Source organism: Streptomyces sp. NPDC048603 (assembly GCF_043199475.1).
Classification (GTDB): Bacteria; Actinomycetota; Actinomycetes; order Streptomycetales; family Streptomycetaceae; genus Streptomyces.
In genome coordinates this window covers 142,326-162,175 of the sequence record NZ_JBICVY010000015.1, presented here as the reverse complement: position 1 = coordinate 162,175, position 19,850 = coordinate 142,326, and the positions used below count along the sequence as shown (strand labels likewise).

At 73.1% G+C, this 19,850-nt stretch carries 21 protein-coding genes and 1 pseudogene; 10 read left to right on the top strand and 12 right to left on the bottom strand.

The window, feature by feature from the left end:
• The first annotated feature begins 17 nt into the window (after positions 1-17).
• Positions 18-1,376, top strand: a complete 1,359-nt coding sequence (locus ACGFQ9_RS31990) for an MFS transporter (RefSeq protein WP_393578693.1) — start codon at positions 18-20, stop codon at positions 1,374-1,376.
• A 268-nt stretch (positions 1,377-1,644) separates the two neighbouring features.
• Positions 1,645-2,019: an RNA polymerase-binding protein RbpA gene (locus tag ACGFQ9_RS31985; protein WP_003959706.1), complete on the top strand. Its 375-nt coding sequence runs from the start codon at positions 1,645-1,647 to the stop codon at positions 2,017-2,019.
• Between the two features lie 80 nt (positions 2,020-2,099).
• Here the strand turns inward: ACGFQ9_RS31985 and fxsA are convergent, their stop codons facing one another.
• The 3 genes from fxsA to ACGFQ9_RS31970 form a co-directional block, all read right to left on the bottom strand.
• The gene (gene fxsA / locus ACGFQ9_RS31980; protein WP_393578691.1) at positions 2,100-2,672 is read right to left on the bottom strand and encodes an FxsA family membrane protein; all 573 of its coding nucleotides are present in this window, start codon (positions 2,670-2,672) and stop codon (positions 2,100-2,102) included.
• 87 nt (positions 2,673-2,759) lie between these two features.
• Positions 2,760-3,545, bottom strand: a complete 786-nt coding sequence (locus tag ACGFQ9_RS31975; protein WP_393578689.1) for a polyprenol monophosphomannose synthase — start codon at positions 3,543-3,545, stop codon at positions 2,760-2,762.
• 95 nt (positions 3,546-3,640) lie between these two features.
• The gene (locus ACGFQ9_RS31970) at positions 3,641-5,296 is read right to left on the bottom strand and encodes an amidohydrolase (protein WP_393578687.1); all 1,656 of its coding nucleotides are present in this window, start codon (positions 5,294-5,296) and stop codon (positions 3,641-3,643) included.
• Between the two features lie 343 nt (positions 5,297-5,639).
• Here ACGFQ9_RS31970 and ACGFQ9_RS31965 point away from each other — a divergent pair, with 343 nt between their 5' ends.
• Entirely contained in the window at positions 5,640-5,804 is a 165-nt protein-coding gene (locus ACGFQ9_RS31965; protein ID WP_393578685.1) for a hypothetical protein, read from the top strand.
• A gap of 8 nt (positions 5,805-5,812) precedes the next feature.
• Here the strand turns inward: ACGFQ9_RS31965 and ACGFQ9_RS31960 are convergent, their stop codons facing one another.
• Complete coding sequence (locus ACGFQ9_RS31960; RefSeq protein WP_393578742.1) at positions 5,813-6,253, bottom strand: Lrp/AsnC family transcriptional regulator; 441 nt, start codon at positions 6,251-6,253, stop codon at positions 5,813-5,815.
• Between the two features lie 213 nt (positions 6,254-6,466).
• On the opposite strand from ACGFQ9_RS31960, the gene ACGFQ9_RS31955 reads away from it, so the two are divergent.
• Positions 6,467-6,898 carry a hypothetical protein gene (locus ACGFQ9_RS31955; protein ID WP_393578684.1) on the top strand — a complete coding sequence of 144 codons (432 nt, stop codon included), beginning with the start codon at positions 6,467-6,469 and terminating at the stop codon, positions 6,896-6,898.
• 118 nt (positions 6,899-7,016) lie between these two features.
• Here ACGFQ9_RS31955 and ACGFQ9_RS31950 read toward each other — a convergent pair whose 3' ends face one another.
• Together ACGFQ9_RS31950 and ACGFQ9_RS31945 are read right to left on the bottom strand one after the other, a co-directional pair.
• Entirely contained in the window at positions 7,017-8,114 is a 1,098-nt protein-coding gene (locus tag ACGFQ9_RS31950) for a phosphotransferase family protein (protein ID WP_393578682.1), read from the bottom strand.
• 45 nt (positions 8,115-8,159) lie between these two features.
• Positions 8,160-9,296 carry a hypothetical protein gene (locus ACGFQ9_RS31945; protein ID WP_393578680.1) on the bottom strand — a complete coding sequence of 379 codons (1,137 nt, stop codon included), beginning with the start codon at positions 9,294-9,296 and terminating at the stop codon, positions 8,160-8,162.
• A 367-nt stretch (positions 9,297-9,663) separates the two neighbouring features.
• Between ACGFQ9_RS31945 and ACGFQ9_RS31940 the strand changes: the two genes are divergently transcribed.
• The gene (locus tag ACGFQ9_RS31940; RefSeq protein ID WP_393578678.1) at positions 9,664-9,879 is read left to right on the top strand and encodes a hypothetical protein; all 216 of its coding nucleotides are present in this window, start codon (positions 9,664-9,666) and stop codon (positions 9,877-9,879) included.
• Positions 9,880-10,037: 158 nt separating this feature from the next.
• Here ACGFQ9_RS31940 and ACGFQ9_RS31935 read toward each other — a convergent pair whose 3' ends face one another.
• Positions 10,038-10,286 carry a hypothetical protein gene (locus tag ACGFQ9_RS31935; RefSeq protein WP_393578676.1) on the bottom strand — a complete coding sequence of 83 codons (249 nt, stop codon included), beginning with the start codon at positions 10,284-10,286 and terminating at the stop codon, positions 10,038-10,040.
• A gap of 212 nt (positions 10,287-10,498) precedes the next feature.
• Between ACGFQ9_RS31935 and ACGFQ9_RS31930 the strand changes: the two genes are divergently transcribed.
• From ACGFQ9_RS31930 to ACGFQ9_RS31920, 3 genes and pseudogenes are all read left to right on the top strand, one after another.
• Positions 10,499-11,254: a hypothetical protein gene (locus tag ACGFQ9_RS31930; RefSeq protein WP_393578675.1), complete on the top strand. Its 756-nt coding sequence runs from the start codon at positions 10,499-10,501 to the stop codon at positions 11,252-11,254.
• A gap of 67 nt (positions 11,255-11,321) precedes the next feature.
• Positions 11,322-11,720, top strand: a pseudogene (locus ACGFQ9_RS31925) (RICIN domain-containing protein); the annotation flags it as partial.
• Between the two features lie 58 nt (positions 11,721-11,778).
• Positions 11,779-11,934, top strand: a complete 156-nt coding sequence (locus ACGFQ9_RS31920; protein ID WP_393578673.1) for a hypothetical protein — start codon at positions 11,779-11,781, stop codon at positions 11,932-11,934.
• Between the two features lie 29 nt (positions 11,935-11,963).
• Here ACGFQ9_RS31920 and ACGFQ9_RS31915 read toward each other — a convergent pair whose 3' ends face one another.
• From ACGFQ9_RS31915 to ACGFQ9_RS31895, 5 genes are all read right to left on the bottom strand, one after another.
• Complete coding sequence (locus ACGFQ9_RS31915; protein ID WP_393578671.1) at positions 11,964-13,136, bottom strand: acyl-CoA dehydrogenase family protein; 1,173 nt, start codon at positions 13,134-13,136, stop codon at positions 11,964-11,966.
• A 254-nt stretch (positions 13,137-13,390) separates the two neighbouring features.
• Positions 13,391-14,155 (bottom strand): TetR/AcrR family transcriptional regulator, encoded by a 765-nt coding sequence (locus ACGFQ9_RS31910; RefSeq protein WP_393578669.1) that lies wholly within the window; start codon positions 14,153-14,155, stop codon positions 13,391-13,393.
• A gap of 122 nt (positions 14,156-14,277) precedes the next feature.
• Positions 14,278-14,427, bottom strand: coding sequence for an SCO1431 family membrane protein (locus ACGFQ9_RS31905; RefSeq protein WP_393578668.1), 150 nt, complete (start codon positions 14,425-14,427; stop codon positions 14,278-14,280).
• Between the two features lie 199 nt (positions 14,428-14,626).
• Positions 14,627-15,052, bottom strand: a complete 426-nt coding sequence (locus ACGFQ9_RS31900) for an SPW repeat protein (protein ID WP_393578667.1) — start codon at positions 15,050-15,052, stop codon at positions 14,627-14,629.
• 113 nt (positions 15,053-15,165) lie between these two features.
• Positions 15,166-16,560 (bottom strand): peptidase C39 family protein, encoded by a 1,395-nt coding sequence (locus ACGFQ9_RS31895; RefSeq protein WP_393578665.1) that lies wholly within the window; start codon positions 16,558-16,560, stop codon positions 15,166-15,168.
• A 291-nt stretch (positions 16,561-16,851) separates the two neighbouring features.
• Between ACGFQ9_RS31895 and ACGFQ9_RS31890 the strand changes: the two genes are divergently transcribed.
• A complete protein-coding gene (locus tag ACGFQ9_RS31890; RefSeq protein WP_393578663.1) occupies positions 16,852-17,490 on the top strand; it encodes a uridine kinase in 639 nt (212 codons plus the stop codon).
• Between the two features lie 346 nt (positions 17,491-17,836).
• Entirely contained in the window at positions 17,837-19,768 is a 1,932-nt protein-coding gene (locus tag ACGFQ9_RS31885) for an AAA family ATPase (protein ID WP_393578661.1), read from the top strand.
• Positions 19,769-19,850 lie beyond the last annotated feature (82 nt).

Genomic DNA, 19,850 nt, shown 5'->3' with positions numbered 1-19,850 from the left:
CACAAAGGGGGCCGGAAGTGAGCGCGCAGACCACCGACGAGGCGGCCGACGAGGCCGGCAGAGCCGAGCGCGTACGCGAGCAGCGCGGCTGGTACTTCTACGACTTCGCCTGCTCCGTCTATTCGACGAGCGTGCTCACGGTGTTCCTCGGGCCGTATCTGACGGCCGTGGCCAAGGAGGCCGCGGACGCCGAGGGGTTCGTGCACCCGCTGGGCATCCCGGTGCGGGCGGGTTCCTTCTTCGCCTACTCGGTGTCCGTGTCGGTGATCGTGGCGGTGCTGCTGATGCCGCTGGTCGGGGCGCTGGCCGACCGTACGGGCCGGAAGAAGCCGCTGCTGGCGGCGGCCGCGTACACGGGGGCGGCGGCGACGGCCGGGATGTTCCTGCTGGGCGGCGACCGCTATCTGCTGGGCGGTCTGCTGCTGGTCGTGGCCAACGCCTCGCTGGCCGTCTCGATGGTGCTGTACAACGCCTATCTGCCGCAGATCGCGGAGCCGGACGAGCGGGACGCGGTCTCGTCCCGGGGCTGGGCCTTCGGCTACACCTCGGGCGCTTTCGTCCTCATCCTGAACCTGGTGCTGTTCCAGGGGCACGAGTCCTTCGGGCTGTCCGAGGGGACGGCGGTCCGGATCTGCCTGGCCTCGGCGGGCGTGTGGTGGGGCGCGTTCGCGATCATCCCGCTGCGGCGGCTGCGCGACCGGGCGGTGGTCCGCGACCCGGGGGCCGCCGCCGTCGGCACCGGCTGGAAGCAGCTGGTGGCCACCCTCAAGGACATGCGCCGGCACCCGCTGACCCTGTCGTTCCTGCTCGCGTACCTGATCTACAACGACGGCGTGCAGACGGTCATCTCCCAGGCGTCGGTCTACGGCTCCGAGGAACTGGAGCTGGAGCAGTCCACCCTGATCGTGGCCGTGCTGCTGGTCCAGGTCCTGGCGGTGGCGGGGGCGCTGGGCATGGGGCGGCTGGCCCTCCGCTTCGGGGCCAAGCGCACGATCCTCGGGTCGCTCGCCGCGTGGACCGTGACCCTGGCCGCCGGATACTTCCTGCCGGCCCGGACCCCGCTGTGGTTCTTCGTGCTGGCCTCGGCGATCGGTCTGGTCCTGGGCGGCAGCCAGGCGCTGTCCCGCTCGCTGTTCTCGCACCTGGTGCCGCGCGGCAAGGAGGCCGAGTACTTCTCCGCGTACGAGATCAGCGACCGCGGGGTGTCCTGGATCGGGCCGCTGGTGTTCGGCCTGACCTACCAGCTGACCGGGAGCTACCGCGATGCGATCATCTCGCTGGTGATCTTCTTCGCACTCGGCTTCGTCCTGCTGGCCCGGGTGCCGGTCCGCCGGGCGGTGGAAGCGGCGGGAAATCCCGTTCCGTCCCGGATCTGACGTACGGATTTAGACGTCAAACTAAAAGGGCGGTAGTGTACGCCTTTGGCCTGCCAGGCGGACCGTTACTGCGTGTTGAAGAAGTGAAGACGTTGGGTGACATCTGCTGCCAGATGTGACAAAACGGGCATTGGTGGGTACAACAAGGGGCGGCACGACGGGCGACGCATCACCCGGAGCGGGAATCTATACCGCCGACCGGACGTTGACCGGATGACGACGACAGCGACACCTGTCCTGTGGGCGACAAGCCCGGGAGGCACGATTCATGAGTGAGCGAGCTCTCCGCGGTACGCGCCTCGTGGTTACCAGCTACGAGACGGACCGCGGCATCGATCTGGCCCCGCGCCAGGCGGTGGAGTACGCATGCCAGAACGGACATCGATTTGAGATGCCGTTCTCGGTTGAGGCGGAGATTCCGCCGGAGTGGGAGTGCAAGGCGTGCGGCGCCCAGGCACTCCTGGTGGACGGGGACGGGCCCGAAGAGAAGAAGGGCAAGCCCGCGCGAACGCACTGGGACATGCTCATGGAGCGGCGCACCCGCGAGGAGCTCGAGGAGGTGCTGGCCGAACGGCTGGCCGTCCTGCGCTCCGGGGCCATGAACATTGCCGTGCATCCGCGGGACAGCCGGAAGTCCGCGTAACGCACAAAGCCCGTGGGGCCCCTCACCTTCCCAGGTGCGGGGCCCCACGGGCTTTGTCATGCCCTCAGATCGGCCGAGCGTCAGGGCGTCAGCGGCGGGCGGTTCGGGTCCGGGGCCGGCGGGGTGTCCTCGCGGACGACCTCGCCCTGGACGACCTTGCCGTCGGGGTAGTGGATACGGGTCTGCCGGTAGGCGTCGCCGAAGGAGCCGGCCGGGGCCGCGGCGACCTTCTTCTCCAGCATCCGCTCGAAGCGGCGGCCCACCACGGCACGCACCGGCGGGAGCAACAGCAGCAGGCCGGCCACGTCGGACAGCAGGCCCGGCAGGATCAGCAGCAGGCCCGCCAGCATCGTCATGCCGTTGCCCGACCCCTTGCCGGAGCCGGCGGCGGGTGCCGCGGGCGGCTGACCGGCCTGTGCCTGCTGGAACGTGGACTGCAGGTTCTTGAACGCCCGCCGTCCGGCCCGCTTGATGACCACCACGCCCAGCACCAGTCCGGCCGCGAGCAGCGCCACCACCGCCGGCCCGCCGATCCAGTCGGCCACCACCCCGAGCAGCCAGATCTCGAGGACCAGCCAGGCGGCGATGGCCAGCGGGAGGAAGGTACGGGGGCGCGCCGGGCGCCGTCGGGCCGTCGAAGCGGGGGTCGTCATACCCCAAGTGTGCCAAGTGCCCCGTAAACCCGCCGTCGGCCCGGAGAACGGTCCGACCCCTACGGGTCCCGTCCGGCTCCCGCTTCGTCAGCCCCGGCCGCCGCGCGGGCCCGTGCCCGGAATGCCCAGCTTGGCCGCGCGGGTGGACAGGCCCCAGGTGGTGACCCGCCACAGGGCCTCGACCACGATGTCCTTGCTCATCTTGCTGTCGCCGAACTCACGCTCGACGAAAGTGATCGGGACCTCCACCACGTGGAAGCCCTTCCGCACGGCCCGCCGGGCCAGGTCGACCTGGAAGCAGTAGCCGGCCGAGGCGACCTCGTCCAGGCCCAGCCCTTCGAGCGTCTCCCGCCGGAAGGCCCGGTAGCCGCCCGTCACGTCGCGGATCGGCACGTCCAGCATCAGCCGGGAGTACGTCGACCCGCCCCGCGAGAGGAACTCGCGGTGCCTGGGCCAGTTCACCACCCGGCCGCCCGGCACCCAGCGGGAGCCGAGCACCAGGTCCGCGCCCTTGAGCGCGGTCAGCAGCCGGGGCAGTTCCTCGGGCTGGTGGGAGCCGTCGGCGTCCATCTCCACCAGCACGCCGTAGCCGTGCTCCAGGCCCCAGGCGAAGCCGGCCAGGTAGGCCGCGCCGAGGCCTTCCTTGCCCTTCCGGTGCAGCACGTGGACGTGGTCGTCCTCCGCGGCCAGCTCGTCGGCCAGCTTGCCGGTGCCGTCGGGGCTGTTGTCGTCGGCGACCAGCACGTGCGCGTCCGGCACCGCCGCGCGCACCCGGGAGACGATCGGCCCGATGTTCTCCGCCTCGTTGTAGGTCGGAATGATCACCAGAGCCGTACCGAGCGGCCCGTACCGCCGCTCCCCGCCGTCGCTCACTGATTCCCCTTAGGTACCTCGTGCGTCCTGCCGTACCCACTCTAAAGGGGTGTCCGGCGGATCCGGGCCGGATCCGCCGGAGACCTCCCCCGGGATCAGTCCCGGTCGCGCACGAAGACCTCGTGGCCGCCGACCACCGTCGCCAGGCACACCGGAAGGTCCTCCCCGGGAGTCAGGTCGGGCAGCCCCGGGGTGCCGGACCGGGGGTCGGTGGACCAGCGGGCCACCCGGTCGTCCGGGGCCTGGACGACCAGCTCGGAAGTCCGCCACACCGCGTAGTCGGCGGGTGCGCCCGGCACCAGCACGCCCGCGTCGTCCCGGCCGAGGGCCCGCCAGCCGCCCCGGGTGTGCGCGGTGAAGGCGGCCCGGACGGAGATCCGGTGCTCGGGCGTGCGGTGGAAGGCCGCGGCCCGGACCGTGCCCCACGGGTCGAGGTCGGTGACCGGTGCGTCCGAGCCGAAGGCCAGCGGCACGCCCGCCTTGAGCATCGCGGCGAAGGGGTTGAGCGTGCGGGCACGCTCCGCACCCAGCCGGTCTGCGTACATGCCGTCCTCGCCGCCCCAGTTCGCGTCGAAGGCGGGCTGGACGGAGGCGGTGAGACCCAGCTCGGCGAAGGCCGCGATGGTCTCCGGGGTCATCATCTCGGCGTGCTCCACCCGGTGCCGGGCCGCGCGGATCCGGGCCAGGCCCACCTTCTCGGCGGCGGCCCGGACCCCTTCGACCACGGAACCGATCGCGGCGTCCCCGATGGCGTGGAAGCCGGCCTGCAGCCCGGCCTCGGTGCAGGCGGCGACGTGGTCCGCGACGGCCGACGCGTCCAGGTACCCGGTGCCGGTGTGGGCGGCGTCGGCGTACGGGGCGTGCAGGCAGGCGGTGTGCGACCCGAGGGCGCCGTCCACGAACAGGTCCCCGGCCGCTCCGACGGCTCCGAGCCGGCGGGCCAGCTCCAGGTCCCGGTCGGCCCAGTAGCCGAACACCCGCGGCCCCGGCTCCGCTCCGGCGAGGGCCAGCAGGCCGGTGAAGTCCTCGGGGGACGAGATCTCCGGCCCGCCGCACTCGTGGACGGATCCGATGCCCAGGGAGGCGGCGTGCCGGAGCGCGGTGCGCTGCGCCTCCTCCCGCTGCGCGGGGGTGACCGCGGCGAAGGCGGCCGCGCGGACGGCGTGGTGGGCATCCCGGGTCAGCGGCTCGCCCTCGCGGAAGCCGGCGGTCCCGCGGATCCCGGTGACCTGGTCGAGCAGGGTGGTGGTGACCACCGCGGAGTGCACGTCGATCCGGCTCAGGTACAGGGGGCGTCCGCCGGTCGCGCGGTCCAGCTCCTCCCGGTGCGGGGCGCGCCGCTCGGGCCAGCGGGCGGCGTCCCAGCCGTGGCCGAGGAGCACCCGGTCCGCGGGCCGCCGCTCGGCGTGGGCCCGTACGAGGTCCAGGGCCTCGGTGAGCGAGGCGGCCCGGGTCAGGTCCAGCCCGGTCAGGGCGAGGCCGGCGGAGGTGGTGTGCACGTGCGCGTCGGTGAAAGCGGGGGTGACGAGTGCGCCGTCGAGGTCGACGACCTCGTCGACGCCCTGGGCGAAGGCGTCGGCTGCGCCTTCGGAGCCGACCCACGCGATGTGGCCGCGCTCGACGACCATCGCGGTGGCGAAGGGGTCGGCGGGGCTGTGGACGTCACCGCCGCGCAGCAGCACGGTTCGGGTGGCCGGGGCCGGGGCGGTGGCGGGGTCGTGGTCGTTGTGCGGGGTCGCGCCAGAGGTCATGGGGACCAGTCTCCCCCCTGGCGGACACCCGATCGGCGCGGGGTCGGCCGGAGTGGCCGGGTGTGCGGGCCGGTGCCGGGCGGGGAGCCCGGCGCCATGAAACCAGCCGAAGCGGGCCGTGGTCGGCCCGCCGGACGTCCGCGGCCCGCGCGAGGTGCGGGTGGACGGGTGACCGTCGGGCGCGCCTGGTCGCTGCGGGAGCGGCGGCGGCTGGTCCGGTCGGGGTTCCCCGGGAGATGGACCCCGCGTCCGATCCGGCGATCTCCTGGTTCGCCGGCTGCGTTACGACAGCAGTCTCATCGATGTGACGAGGAAGCCGCGCCACGTCCTGACGATCCGCTGTGTGAACAGTGAGGTGGGCGAAGACATGAACGTGATCGTCTCCCCCGTGGACGGGGCGGTCAGGGTCGCCTGGGAGCCCGGGCCCGAGGACCGCATCGACCTGGTGGACCAGGGCAGCGGCATCGCCACCGTCCCGTTCGCCCAGCTGCTGAACCAGCTGGGCTGAGCCGGTTGCTAGACCTTCGGCGGGCGGGACTCGTACGGCGTGGACAGGACGACGGTGGTGCGGGTCGAGACGCCCGCGAGGGCGCGCAGGCGGCCGAGGAGGTCTTCCAGCTCCAGCGGGGTGGCCACGCGGACCTTGAGGATGTAGTTCTCGTCGCCGGCGACGCTGTGGCACGCCTCGATCTCCGGGACGCCGGCCAGGCGGTCGGCGATGTCGTCCGGGGCCGAGGGGTCGAACGGTTTGACCGAGATGAAGGCGGTCAGGGGCAGCCCGACGGCCTCGGGGTCGACGACTGCCGCGTACCCGCGGATGACGCCGCGCTGTTCCAGGCGGCGTACTCGCTGGTGGACCGCCGACGTGGACAGGCCCGTGGCCTTGCCCAGGTCCGTGTAGCTCATCCGCCCGTCCCGCACGAGCAGATCCACGATCTGGCGGTCCAACTCCTCCATTGCGCTCATAGCCGCACAACCTAAGCCCCGTGGGCGGTCCAAGCCCAGTACCGTCTCACCGCACGTGGCACCTGCGGCAGGCATGTGACGAATGCCACAGGGGTATGCACCCCTCCGCGGGGGTGTCGTGGTTACTCGTGCGGCATGGCGGGAAGTGTTTGCCGTGGCCGAGGCCGAATGCCCGCCCGGCCCACCCAAGGGGGAGTAAGAACCATGTCCAACACCAAGCGCACCGGCCGTAGCGAGCCGGAGCCATTCGAACCGCTCGACACCGAGGACGACGACTGCCTCGACGAGGCCGAGCCGTTCGAGATCCGCCACGCGACCTGCCCCGACTGCGGCCAGTCGATCGCCCTCGTCGCCGACGAGGAGCACCTGCCGCAGCACGCGCTCTGCCTGTCCCCGTGGAACCCGTTCGGGCTCACCGTCTGTGCCGGTACGGGCCGCGCGGTCGCCGAGGCGCTGCCGGCCATCGGCGCCGTGGAGCTCCAGGAGCCCGCTCCCGTCACGGTGCTGACGCTCCCTCAGGGGCTTGACTGGCGGACGCAGCCGTTCTCGCACGTGGGCGGTCCCGGCTCGCGTCCGGTCCGGCTGGTGGCGGAGCCCGCGCCGCAGGTGCGCCAGGCGCACGCCCAGGCGGCCTGACGGCCGTCGCGGCCCCGAAGGGGCCGGCGGGCCGGGTTTCCGACGCCCTGACAGCCGGGCGCGCCGCTGCCGACGTCTGTCCCGGGGGTCCGCGCCGGCCCTTCGGGGGCCTTCACCCCTACCAGTAGGTGCCCTGCACCATGGCGGCCAGGCTGCCGTGGTGCAGGATCAGGCCGTCCGGGTCCGCCGGGACCTCGACCTCACCGAAGTGGGCCTGCCGGTAGGCGATCCGCAGCATCACGATCCCGTGCCGCAGTGCCGCGTACAGGGTGTGGAACTCCATGTCGCGCGGGATGTGCCCGGTCAGTTCCGCGTACCTGCGCTCCAGGTCCTCGCGGCGCAGGAAGCCGGGCAGGCCGGGCTGGCCGAAGCCGACGGTGAGGTCCTGGAAGAAGCGGTGGAGGTAGACCGTCCAGCCGAGGTCGACCTCGCGCGGGGCGCAGGCGGCCATCTCCCAGTCCAGGACGGCGACCGGCCGGAATCCGTCGTTCTCGTAGATCACGTTGCCGATGCGGGCGTCGCCCCAGTTGAGGACGGGGTCGCCCTCGTCGGCGGGCCAGAGTTCCTCCAGCCGGTCGAAGGCGGATTCCAGGAGCGGTGACCGGGCGAGGTCCCGTACCACCCACTCGTAGTAGGCGCGCTGGGCGCCGACGTGGCGGCGGAGCGGGCTGCCGGGGGTGTCGGGGAGGAGGAACTCGGCCTCCTTGGCCGGGAACTGGTCGTGCAGGCGGGCGAGCAGCGAGATGCTCTCCTCCTGGAGCTCTGCGCGCTGGGCGTCGGTGGCGGAGTGCAGCCAGTTGCCCTCGTAGGTGTAGGGCATGACGTCCGGCGGGACCCGCCCCTCGGCCCTGGCCATCACGAAGAAGGGCGCGCCGAGCGGGGCGTGGTCCTCCTCCAGCCATTGCACGCGCGGCACGGGGAGGTCCGTGTGCCGGGCCACCAGGCTCATCACCCGGTGCTGGCGGGGCATGTCGTAAGTCGGGAAGACGGAATACGCCGCCGGGTCCGCGGCCAGCCGCAGGGCGCAGGCGCGCACCGGGGTGCCGGGATGCTCTATGTCGAAGAGCAGGGTCTCGCTGGACATGCCGTTGGAGCCGGGGACGGAGATGCCGGTGACCGTCGCGCCGGGGAGCTTGTGGTCCAGCCAGGCGGTGAGGCGGCGGCCGAGTTCTTCGGGGTCCCGGGTGGAGGTGCGGGGTCGTGGTGCCGTTGCCATGCTGCCCCTATCTCTGGGTTCTCTGGGAGGTGTGCGGCGTGCCGGTCAGGGGGCGACGGAGCCGAAGTCGGCGAACCCGCTGGGGTCGTGGCGGCCGAAACTGCCGTGCTCGAAGATGCCGTGGCCGGTCCGTCCGTCGAGGGTGAAGCGGGCGGAGTGGTCGGTCACGCCGTACGCGGCCATCGGGTGGGCCGCCGGGTCGGAGAGGTCGTAGACGCGGCGGTCGGTCCAGCCGCGGCCCTGCCAGCTGCCGTGCTGCCAGTCGCCGGCGGGCGGGTAGCCCGCGCCGACGGCGAGCGGCGAGGAGTTCAGGATCTCGACGCCCAGTTCGAGGGGCTTGCGGGAGGCCGGGTCGGTGAGGTGGATGACGGCGCGTTCCGGGTGGCGGGTACCGCTGCGGTAGGCGATGTCGGCGTGGGGCCAGCCCAGCTGGACGTCGTGGCGGCCCGCGCTCTCGGGGAACACCTGGAGGGCTTCGTTGAGGGTGCGGTGTCCGTCGGCGTCCTCCTGGGTGATGACCATGAGGAAGCGGTCCTCGAAGCGGACGGGGATCCAGAGCCAGTGGAAGCCCTCGGTGCGGTGTTCCTCGGCGGCGCGTCCGCCGTCCTCGCCGGGGATGGGGCGCACGCCCCAGCTGCGGTCGCGGGTGCCGGTCCACTCCCCCGGGGTCAGCCGGAACTCCTCGCCCCCGGCGCGGATGGTGCCGGTGACGTTCCCGGCCTGGACGAACCTGCGGCCCTCCAGCATCAGGCGGTCGCCGCGCCGCTGGACGTGGTGGGGTTCCCAGACGGCCGGGAACTCGGCGGTCCAGGTGATGTCGAAGGAGAGTCCGTCGGGGTCGGCGGGGTCGGGGTCGCAGTGCAGGCCGAGCTGCCGGAGCGGGGTGTCCACGGTGATCCGGAGCGGGCCGACGGAGAGGTTCATCCGGTCGTCGGTGAGGGCGTCGGAGGTGCGGACGGCGAGGAGCTCGTCGCCGGTCCGGAGGGTGGCGTAGGCGTCGATCACCCCGGTGTTGGGGTAGACGCCGAGGCCGAGGATGAGGACGGCGCGGCCGGCGTGGTCGAAGACGTGGAAGATGCAGCGGTCGTAGGCGTTCCGGTCGCCGGAGACGACGTGCTTCATGGAGAGCGGGGCCTGGTGGACGGGGTATTCGTCCAGGGCGATGGGGCGGTCCGCGGGCATGGCAAACCTCCTGGGCGCGGGGGCGGCTCGGCGATATGACGGTACGTCAGAAAGCCTGTGTGCGGCCAGACTCGTGTCACTTGCTGACACTTCGGCACGCCACGCCACCCTCACCTCCGGGCGGGCAGGCACACCAGCCGCCCACCCGCCCGCCCGGCACCGCGCCCGGACCGCGCCCCGGCGGTCGGTGCGCTCCGGCGCCCGCCTCCCCGCCGACCCCCGTGCGGCGGGGAGGCCCCGAACAGATGCGCCCCGTGACCCCCGGCGCACGCCCCGCGTTGGCCCATGCATGACCATGCTCGATGCTTCAACGGGAAGACGGCGGCACGGGACGCCTCCGCCCTACGAAGAAACGGTTCAGCAGACCTTGCCCGCGAAGGACGCGGGCGGGCGGGGCACGCAGCCCGCGCCCGCACCTCCGTCCCGGTCGGCCACGCCGCCCCCGGCCGACCCGCCGATCTACCGGGACCTGGTCGTCCGCTGGGCCGACGAGGGCCGGACGGTGCCGGGGTACCGGGACCCGGAGTGGGCCCGTGTCGCCACGGCGCCCGTCTGGCCCAGCGGTCCGCTGTTCGACGACTAGGCCCTGTCCTCCGGAACAGGCGGAAGTACCGCCGGCCTCGTGCGTCAGTTCGCCGTGCCGCACTTCCAGCCGCCGAAGCCCGGCCACACACAGGCCGACATGTACTGGTCGGGGCCGTCCCACATGTACGGGGACTGAGCACCGCCGCTCGTCGGCCCCTACACGTAACTGTTGGTCCGCCGGCTCCACAGCGCGCACAGGCAACCACCGCTGTTCACCTTGGGGTTGACCGCCATGTACTCGTGGCCGCTCTGGAGGATCACCTTCTGGACGGCCTGGCACTGCGCACTGGCCGTGATCCACTCCTCCCCGGTCTTCGCGCTCGCCGTGGTCGCCGTACCGGCCAGCAGCGCCGTGGTCAGCAGTCCCACGGCCGCACCGGTCCGGAAGATCCTGCTCGGTTTCATGGCTTCCTCGTCCTTCCGTCGGAAACGCGTGCGACACGGCCCCGGACCGCCCATGAGGCGTGAATCCGCCTCGTGCCGGACCGGCCGCACCGGTTGGCTCACGCCGGCCCGGCCCGCCGTTGACCGGACCGGCCGGAGGCAAGAGGCGCAGCCCGGAGCGGGACCACGGAGCGGACAACGGGGATTGTCCGCGGACAACGGGGAGGATCAGGGTGAAGCCATGCCGCCCTCAGGGGGCGCTCAGGGGAGCGACGGACGAGGCGAACGCACTCGCCGGTCTTCCGCGCGAGTTGACGAACGGGGTGACGGTCCGGGAGCCGGCGGAGCGGTACGGGGGCGGCCGGACCCTCTGGAGCGAATACCGCTCGGGCACCCGGATCGTGCCGCTGGGCCGGCTCAACGCCGTCATCCGGGACCGGTTGCGCGACGCTCGCGGACGGGAGGCGATGCTGCGCCGGGCCCGGCGGCTGCACGACCAGGCCCTGACCGCGGAGGCCCGGGTCCGGCCCGCGCCGGAGCGGGGCGAGGCGTTGCGGCGCACGGAGGCGGACCTCGCCGAGTCGGGCCGGCTGGTGGAGAGCCTGCTCGCGATCATCGCGATGCTGCTGCGGCAGCGGGCCGCTCCCCCGCTCGCGCCGCCACCGGCCGCCGCGGATCCCGGGCCGTTGGACAGCGCGTACGACCGGCTGGGCGCAGCGTGGGCGCTGCGGGAGGCGGCACGGGAGGCGTACGGGCGGGCGGTGGCCGAGGCGGAGGCCGCCGGCGGGGACCGGACCGGCCGGCGCCGATGTGTGCCTGGCCCTGGTACGGGTGGGCAGTGCGCTGGAGGACCAGCGGGAGCAGGTGCTCCGCCTGTGGGAACGGATGCGGTCACCGTCGGCCGGGGACCCCTGGGAGACCCCCGGTGCCTCCGGGGCGTTCGGGGCCCGGGACGCCTGGTACGCCATGGGGGCATCGGGCGTCGGTGAGGCACTGGAGGGGGTGGCACCTGCTGGTTGAGAAGTGCGCATGAGGTCGGTTTAGCTCGATCGTGTGATGGTCGGCTTTCGGGCTTGTGGTGCGCCGGCCTGCCCCACGGGTTCCGCGCCCGTGTCGCCGCAGCCGCCGGCCGCGCCGCCCCCGGCCCCGGCCCCGCTGCCGGACACCGGCCCGGGGACGGGCACGAGCAGTCCGCCGCCGGCCGGGCCGACGGCACCGTCCCCGGTTCCCGCGGGATGGCTGCGGTTCTCCAATGCCGCCGGCCGGCTGTGCCTCGGCAGCCCGGACGGCAGCACCCTGCCCGCCGAGCCCATGGTCCAGGCGGGCTGCGGTGCCGGAGCCGAACAGTCCTGGCAGCTCACCGCCGAGGGCCCGGGCCACGACGGAACCCTGTACTCGGTCCGCAACCGGCACAGCGGGATGTGCCTGTCCGTCGACGCGGCCGACACCGCGGAGACCGCCGCGGTCACCCCAGTACCTGTGCGGCGACGAGTCCGGTCTCTTCCCCGACCAGGTGTGGACCCTCCGCTACCGTCCCGCCCACGCCGCCTGGCAGCTGGTGAACCGCAACAGCGGCAAGCGCGCCGCGATGCGGGTGGCCGCCCGCGCCAAGGAGCCGGCGCTTCAGCTGGGGTGCGCCGACGATCCGTGGATGCTCTGGCGGATCTGAGGCCCGGGCGGGCCGGCCGGTGGCGAGGGTCAGCGCGTCTCGGGGCCGGCCAGGTGGCGGGCGATGACCATCCGCTGGATCTGGTTCGTGCCCTCGACGATCTGCAGGACCTTGGCCTCGCGCATCAGCCGCTCGACCGGGAAGTCCTGGGTGTAGCCGTAGCCGCCGAGGACCTGGACGGCGTCCGTGGTCACCGCCATGGCCGCGTCGGTGCAGAACAGCTTGGCCATCGCCGCCTCGCGGGAGAACGGCTTGCCCGCGTCCCGCAGCCGGGCCGCGGCCAGGTACAGCGCCCGTCCGGCCTCGATGCGGGTGGCCATGTCGGCCAGCATGAAGCGCAGGCCCTGGAAGTCGGCGATCGGGCGGCCGAACTGCTTGCGGTCCAGGGCGTAGCCGAGCGCCTCGTCCAGAGCTGCCTGGGCGACGCCGATCGCGCAGGCGGCGATGCCGAGGCGGCCGGCGTCGAGGGCGGCCAGTGCGATGGAGAAGCCCTGCCCCTCCTCGCCGATACGCCGGCTGTCCGGTACGCGCACCCCGTCGAAGTGCAGCTGGGCGGTGGGCGAGCCCTTCATGCCCATCTTCTTCTCGGGGACGGCCGCCGAGAGGCCCTCCGCGTCCCCGGGCACCAGGAAGGCCGTGATGCCCTTCGGTCCCTCTCCGCCGGTGCGGGCGAGCACGGTGTAGAAGTCGGCGATGCCGCCGTGGGTGATCCATGCCTTGGTGCCGGTGATCACCCAGCCGTCGCCGTCGCGCACCGCCTTGGTGGTCAGGGAGGCCGCGTCGGACCCGGAGGAGGGCTCGGAGAGGCAGTAGGCGCCGAGCAGGCCGCCGCCCAGCATGGCGGGCAGGTGTGCGGTCTGCTGCTCCTTGGTGCCGAAGCCGGCGAGCCCGTGGCAGGCGAGGGAGTGCACGCTGACGCCGAGGCCGACGGTGAGCCGGGCCGCGGCCAGCTCCTCCAGGACCTGGAGGTAGACCTCGTACGGCTGGTCGCCGCCGCCGAACTCGCCGCCGTACGGCAGGCCCAGCAGGCCCGAGTCGGAAAGGAGCCGGAAGACCTCGCGGGGGAAGTGGCCGGCCTCTTCCTGCTCGGCGGCCGACGGACGGATCTCACGTGCGGCGATCTCCCGCACGAGTGCGAGGAGGTCCCGGGACTCCTCGGTGGGCAGCTGACGGTCCACCGGCTGCGGGGCGCGGTCGGTCATGGCGACACTCTCCTCCCTGATCGGGCACGGCGGCGGCGCGTCAGGTGTGGGACGCGGCGCCGGGTTCGGTGCTGGCGGCAGCCTGCGCTGCCCCTCCCGGATCACGGTAGGGGCTGACCAGCGGCTGCGGCGGGTCGAGTATGCACGATGAGGGGCTTCGCGTCACGGCCGGAAGATCAGCGGAGTGCGGCGACGGACCGCCCGTCGAGCCGTACTCGAGGGCGGCGGCCGTCGCCGGGCGGGGGTTCTGCGGGCTACTCCGCGGGCGGCAGGGTGAACGGGATGGAGTCCGCCAGCGGTTCCGGCGCGGGAGGCGGCGCCGGACATTCGGGGACGAACTCTGCGATGACCGTGAGCACGGCCCTGAGCTGGCGTACGAGCATGGAGGCGAGCAGGGCCCGGCCGGGCCGGTCCGGATGGTCCGGACAGTGTGGAATGTCCGGATGCTGCGGGCCGTCGGCCGGTGCCGCGGGGGTGGGCGTCCCCGGGCGGGCCCGGTCGGATGGGCCGATCCAGTCGAGCGTGGCCGCCTCCACACCGGACATCCAGCCGATCAGGCCGAGCCGGGCCAGCACGGGGATCTCCCGGCGCCCGTACGCGCCCTCCGCGATGGTGGCGATCAGCTCCTCGCGGACGGTGTCGCGGATGGCGAGCACTTCCGCGTCCGAGCCGACCCCGCCGGTGACGATGGTCCGGTAGGCCGCCTGGTGCTGCTCGGCGTAGCGGAGGTACCCGTCGATGGTGCGGCGGACCCGCTCGGCACCGGGCAGGTCCGTGTCACCGCCGGCACGGGCGACCAGTTCGGCGAGCGAGTCCTCGACGATGGCCAGGTAGTAGCCGCGCTTGCTCGTGAAGTAGTAGTAGATCAACCCCTTGGCGACGCCGGCCTGTTTGGCGAGGTCGTCCATGGAGACCGCGTCGTACGCGGTGTCGGCGAACAACTTGCGTCCGAGCGCCAGGAGTTCGGCCCTGCGGACCTGCGAGCGCACGGTTGTTCCCCGTTGTTGACTATTGTTCAAATTCGGACCTAGCCTCGAACTGCCAAAAAGATGCCCGAAAGTATCGCACCCGTCCGGCGGCGTGCGGGGGCCCGGAGGCGCGGTCGGCAGACGGCAGGCGGCGGTCCGCAGGCGTACGGGGGCTAGAGCCAGCCGACCTGGGTCACGAACATGGCCACGACGACCACCAGGGCCCAGCCGCAGATGTTCTCCAGCCACTTGGACCCGTCCCCGGGGCCGCCGGTGCGGGCGCGGTTCAGGACTCGGGACAGGGCGGCGGTGTTCGCAGTCATGGGCGGTCTCGCATCGGTTCGGCGGGCAGGTGGACGGTCACTCCCCCCGGACCTCAGTCCAATGTGCCAGCGGAAGGGGCCCCGGCGGTAGAGACGTTGCTCACTGCCGCAGGGGCCCCCGTGTTCCGATGGGCCGGTACGGGGCCGGATCGGGCCTGGTCAGGCGCGGTCCGGCCCGGTCGGGCCGGGCACGGGCCGGTCAGCCGGCTCGCTCCCGTCCCGCCATGGCCACCATGGCCAGGCCGAGGCAGAGGGCGACGGCACCGGTGATCACGTTGCTCATCACGGAGCGGGTGGTGTCCATCTCACCCGCGATCGCCCACGGCGCGATGACGGTCCACGCGCCCAGGGCGACCGCCGTCCAGGCCATCGCGTGGGTGCGCTCGTAGGCGGAGCCGAGCCCGCTCATGCAGACGCAGAACGCGAGACCCGCGATCAGGTTGTTGACGGCCAGCGGGCCGAGGCCGCTGAACCCGGCGATCCACGGCGAGGCCGCCAGGTACAGGCCCGTGATCAGGGCCAGTGTCTCCACGGCCTGCGCACGGGGGGTGGTGGTCACCCGCTCGAACCGGGAGCGCATCTCGGCGAGGTCGGGGTGGTGTTCGATTCTGGGTTGGGTGGTCATGGCGGGCCGCCTCCTAGAGACGTGTTCGCTGCCCTTTATGTCCAGCTTATGCCCGATTGCATGCCTGGTCATGCGCCTGGTCAGTACCTCGTCGTGCCCGATGTCGCGGACGCTCACATCAGGCCGAGCGACCGCAGTACGGGTTGCCGGCTCAAGGCCGGCGCGGTGGGGCGGTAGACGTAGCAGACGCCGCCCGTACCGCTCCTGACCTTGCCCTTCGCGTCGTACCGCTTGGTGCGGAGCCAGATGTTCTCCCATTCGCGCCGCCGGTAGACGCGGCGGACGGCGGCGTTGTCGGCCGAGTTGGGGTCGTTGGCGATCACGTCCCCGGCGTCGGTGAAGCCGATCACGGTCATCAGGTGCCCGGCCGTGCCGTAGCCCGCCCCGGTCAGCTCCCCCTCCCTGAAGGACTGGGAGGTGATGACCGGGATCCCGGCGCGGATCAGGTCCTCCAGCTCGGTGAGGCCGGTCAGCCGGGTGACCACGCCGGCCAGGCCGGGGTAGGTGCCGGCGTAGGCGGCGTTGAACGGCCAGTTCCCACAGCCCTTGTAGGCGTGGTCGTACGTGGACCTGGCCGCGTGGCAGACCTGCGGGTCGGCGTAGGAGCGGTCGACCCAGGCGAGGTCGGCGGCGGCGGGCTTGCGGCCCCAGTACTCGATGATCATCTGGGAGGAGGTGGGGCTGCACCAGGCCTCGCCGCCGTTGTCGTACTGGGGGTACCGGCCGGCGTGGACCTCCTGGGAGTAGCGCGGGACGTCCAGCTCGTGGGCCGGGCCGGGGGTGGAGGCGGGGACGGTGAACCGGTCGGGCACGTCGGAGGCCATCGCTCCGGCGAGGGTGACCCGGGGGGAGGCGAGGGAACCCGGGCGGCGGTAGAGGGTCAGGCGGAGCTGCCAGTCGCGCAGGCGGACGCCCTTGGCCTTCTGCGGGTCGTCGATGGAGAGGGTGTCCGTCCAGACGGTGGACCGGCCGTCGGTCTGACCGTCGACGGAGGTGCGGCGGATGTCGGTGTCGCGGGCGGCCCAGCAGCCCATCACGTACCAGGGGGTGCTGGTGCCGTCGGTGTAGGTGCCGCGCAGCTCGATGCGGATCCAGGTGCCGGCGGGGGTGCGGGCGTTCCACGAGGCGATGACCTCGGTGGCGGGGACGGTGGAGCGGTGCACGGGGGAGGTCCAGGTGGCGTACTCCCAGACGCTCTTCCGGTTGGTGTGGGGGTCGGTGTACTCGGTGCGGCCGTGGGGGGTGAGGAAGGTGAGGCCGGGGTGGGGGGTGGCCACGGTGTTCTCGTGGGTGCCGGCACTCCAGTGGGCCTGGCTGTGCCAGAAGAGGTTGTCGACGGTGGGGGCCGTCGCCGCCGCCACTTCGGCGTCCGCCGGCTCCGGATGTTCCGGGTGCTCCGGGGACCCCGGGGTCTCCGGACGCTCGGCGGCCGAGGCGGCGCTTCCGGAGCCGGCGGCCGCGGCCAGGGCTGCGGCCAGCAGGGTGCGGCGCGGGGTGAGGTCGGTCATGGGTACCCCCTGGTGGGACGAGCGACGGCTCGGCCCAGCGTCCCAGCTCATGGCCCCTCTGGGCCAGGGCCCGGCCGTGCGTGTCGCGCCCCGGCGGGCCTCGGCTGCGCTCCGCCACGGCTTCGCCGGCACCGGGCCGGCCGGGCGGCGTTCCGGTGCACCCGCCTCCCCTGGACTTCGTCCGGAGGGACCCCCGCCCCCGAGCTCCCGGCTCCGCTCGGGCCGGGGACCCATCGCCCTGCGGAACGCCCGCCCACACCGGGGTCGAGCGCGGTGCGTATCGTGGGGCGCGTGTGGAGTGAGCTGGGGTTCGAGGCGTTCGCGCGGGAGCTGCGCGGGGTGGCGCCGTCCGCGGGGCCCGTGCGGCTCATCGGGATCGACGGGCATGCCGGCTCCGGCAAGAGCACCTTCGCCGGGCGGCTGGCCGCGGCGCTCGGCGGGGACGTGCCCGTGCTGCACCTGGACGACATCGCCAGCCACGAGGAGCTCTTCGAGTGGACCGGGCGGCTGCGCCGGCAGGTGCTGGACCCGATCGCCGCCGGCCGGGCCGCGCACTGGCAGCCGTACGACTGGGTCGAGCGCCGCTTCGGGCCGGCCCGGGTCCTGGAGCCCGCTCCGCTGGTGCTGATCGAAGGCGTGGGTGCGGGCCGGCGGGAACTGCGGCCGCACCTGGCGCGGCTGCTGTGGATGGAGACCCCGCGCGAGCACTCCTGGGGGCGCGGCCGTGCGCGGGACGGGAGCGAACTCGCGAGCTTCTGGGACGGATGGGAGCGCGCGGAGCTCGCGCACTTCGCGGATGATCCTTCGCGCCCCTTCGCGGACACCCTGGTACGCCAGTGCACTACGGGATACGAGTGGACTTCCGGGGAGGGAGCGACGGCGGGAACCCCTCGTTCCGTCACCGAGAGTGACGACCTCCCCCGCGCCTGAAGCACCCCGGAATTCCGCTTCCGCCGGCCTTCCCACACCCGCTTGACCTGGGTGCCGAACCGGCCTTACGTTCTCAATACGCGGTCCCTCGCGGCCGCCGCGGACACGAAGCCCCCGGTTGTTCCCCCGTGATCGGGGGCTTCGTTCTGCCCGCTCCCCCTCCCCCCTCCTTCACCCTGAGTCACCACGCTCCCCGCGCGGCCCACTCGATCAGTGCGCGCAGCGCACTGCGTAAGGCGGACGGCCGAAGGTACGATGCCACCCTGAATTCATCCACGCCGGAACAACTCGCTTGTACGAGGCGGTCGTTCCCGCGTGCCACGGGGGCAGGCTTGTGGGGGACGTGATGGACTTCGGCACGCAGGGCAGCGGCCGCGCGCCCGCCCCGGCCGAACTCGCCTGGCTGCGAGGGGTGGACGCCTGCACGATGGGCGCCTACCCGCAGGCCGAGGACGAGTTCCGGGCGGCCGTACGACTCGATCCCACCATGGCGGACGCCTGGCTGGGACTGCACGCGCTGCGGGTGGACACCACCAACGCACTGCTGCGGATGTACACCCACCGGGACCGGTTCGGGGAGCAGCGGACCCGCCACCGGCGGACGCTGAACTCCTGGTACTGGCTCGGCTGGTGGGTGCAGCCGGTGCTGGAGAGCCGGCGCGACCTGCTGCTGGCGCACGCCTCGCACTGGCTGGACGGCCGCCATGTGCCGGAGCTGGACCAGGCGTTGGCGGCGCTGCCACCGGTGGACACCGATCTCCAGGTCCGCTTCCTGCACGCCTGCCGGGCGTATCTGGTGAAGGACTGGGAGCAGTTGGTCCGGCACACCGAGCCCCTGGTGGACGATCCGCTGCTGGGCATCGAGGCGGGCCTGTTCGGCGGGATGGCCCGGGTCCGGCTGGAGATGTACGGGCAGGCGGAGCCGATGCTGTCCGCGGCGCTGATGCGGTGCCGCAGCGAGCAGCCGCAGCGCAAGGAGCTGCGCTACTGGCTGGCGCGGGCGCACGAGGGGACGGGGCGCAGCGCGGCCGCGCTGCCGCTGTACCGGGCCGTGCACCGGGTGGACCCGGCGTTCATGGACACGGCGGCCCGGCTGACGGCCATCGCGGAGTCCGACGGTCTGGAGGGGTACGACCTGTCGCCGGTCGGGGGTGACTTCGCGGCGGTCGCGCTGGGCGGCGGAGCCGCGGTGGACGGCCCGTCGGCGGATCCGGACGCCTTGCTCGGCGGGGAGCCGCTCGAACCCCGGTACCCGGGCGCGGGTCCGGGAACCGCCGGCGGCGCCGGGGTGCCGCCGCCGGGTACGGGCCGGGCGGACGGCGTACGGCGGAAGGCACCGGTGCCGCAGCAGCCCGTGCCGGCCGGGCTGCCGGCCGGTCCGCCGGATCCGGAGCTGCTCGCGCAGGCACTGGCCGAGCTGGAGCGGATGGTGGGCCTGGAGCCGGTGAAGCGGCAGGTCAAGGCGCTGTCGGCGCAGCTGCACATGGCCCGGCTGCGGGCCGGGCAGGGATTACCCGTGCAGCCCCCGAAGCGGCACTTCGTCTTCTCCGGGCCCTCGGGGACGGGCAAGACCACGGTGGCACGGATCCTGGGCCGGGTGTTCTACGCACTGGGACTGCTGGGCGGGGACCATCTGGTGGAGGCCCAGCGGGCCGACCTGGTCGGCGAGTTCCTGGGGCAGACCGCGGTGAAGGCGAACGAGCTGATCGACTCGGCGATCGGCGGGGTGCTGTTCGTCGACGAGGCGTACAGCCTGTCGAACTCGGGCTACAGCAAGGGCGACGCGTACGGGGACGAGGCGCTGCAGGTCCTGCTGAAACGGGCGGAGGACAACCGGGACCACCTGGTGGTGATCCTGGCGGGGTACCCGGCGGGGATGGACCGGCTGCTGGCGGCGAACCCCGGGCTGTCCTCCCGTTTCACCACCCGGGTGGACTTCCCCAGCTACCGTCCGGCGGAGCTGACGGCGATCGGCGAGGTACTGGCCGGTGCCGACGGGGACGGCTGGGACGAGGAGGCGCTGGAAGAACTCAGGAGCATCAGCGCGCACGTGGTGGAGCAGGGATGGATCGACGAGCTGGGCAACGGCCGGTTCCTGCGGACGCTGTACGAGAAGAGCTGCGCCTACCGGGACCTGCGGCTGGCGGGCTACGCCGGGACGCCGTCGCGGGAGGACCTGGCGACGCTGCGGCTGCCGGACCTGATGCAGGCGTACGGCGAGGTCCTGTCCGGGCGGGGGCCGGCGGATCGGGGGCGGCCGGAACAGCCGCCGCTGTAGGCGGGGTGGGTCGGGCTGAGCCGCCTGGGCTGAGCCGCCTCCGCCTGGGCTGAGCCTTTTGGGCAGGCTGCGGTCGGCCCCG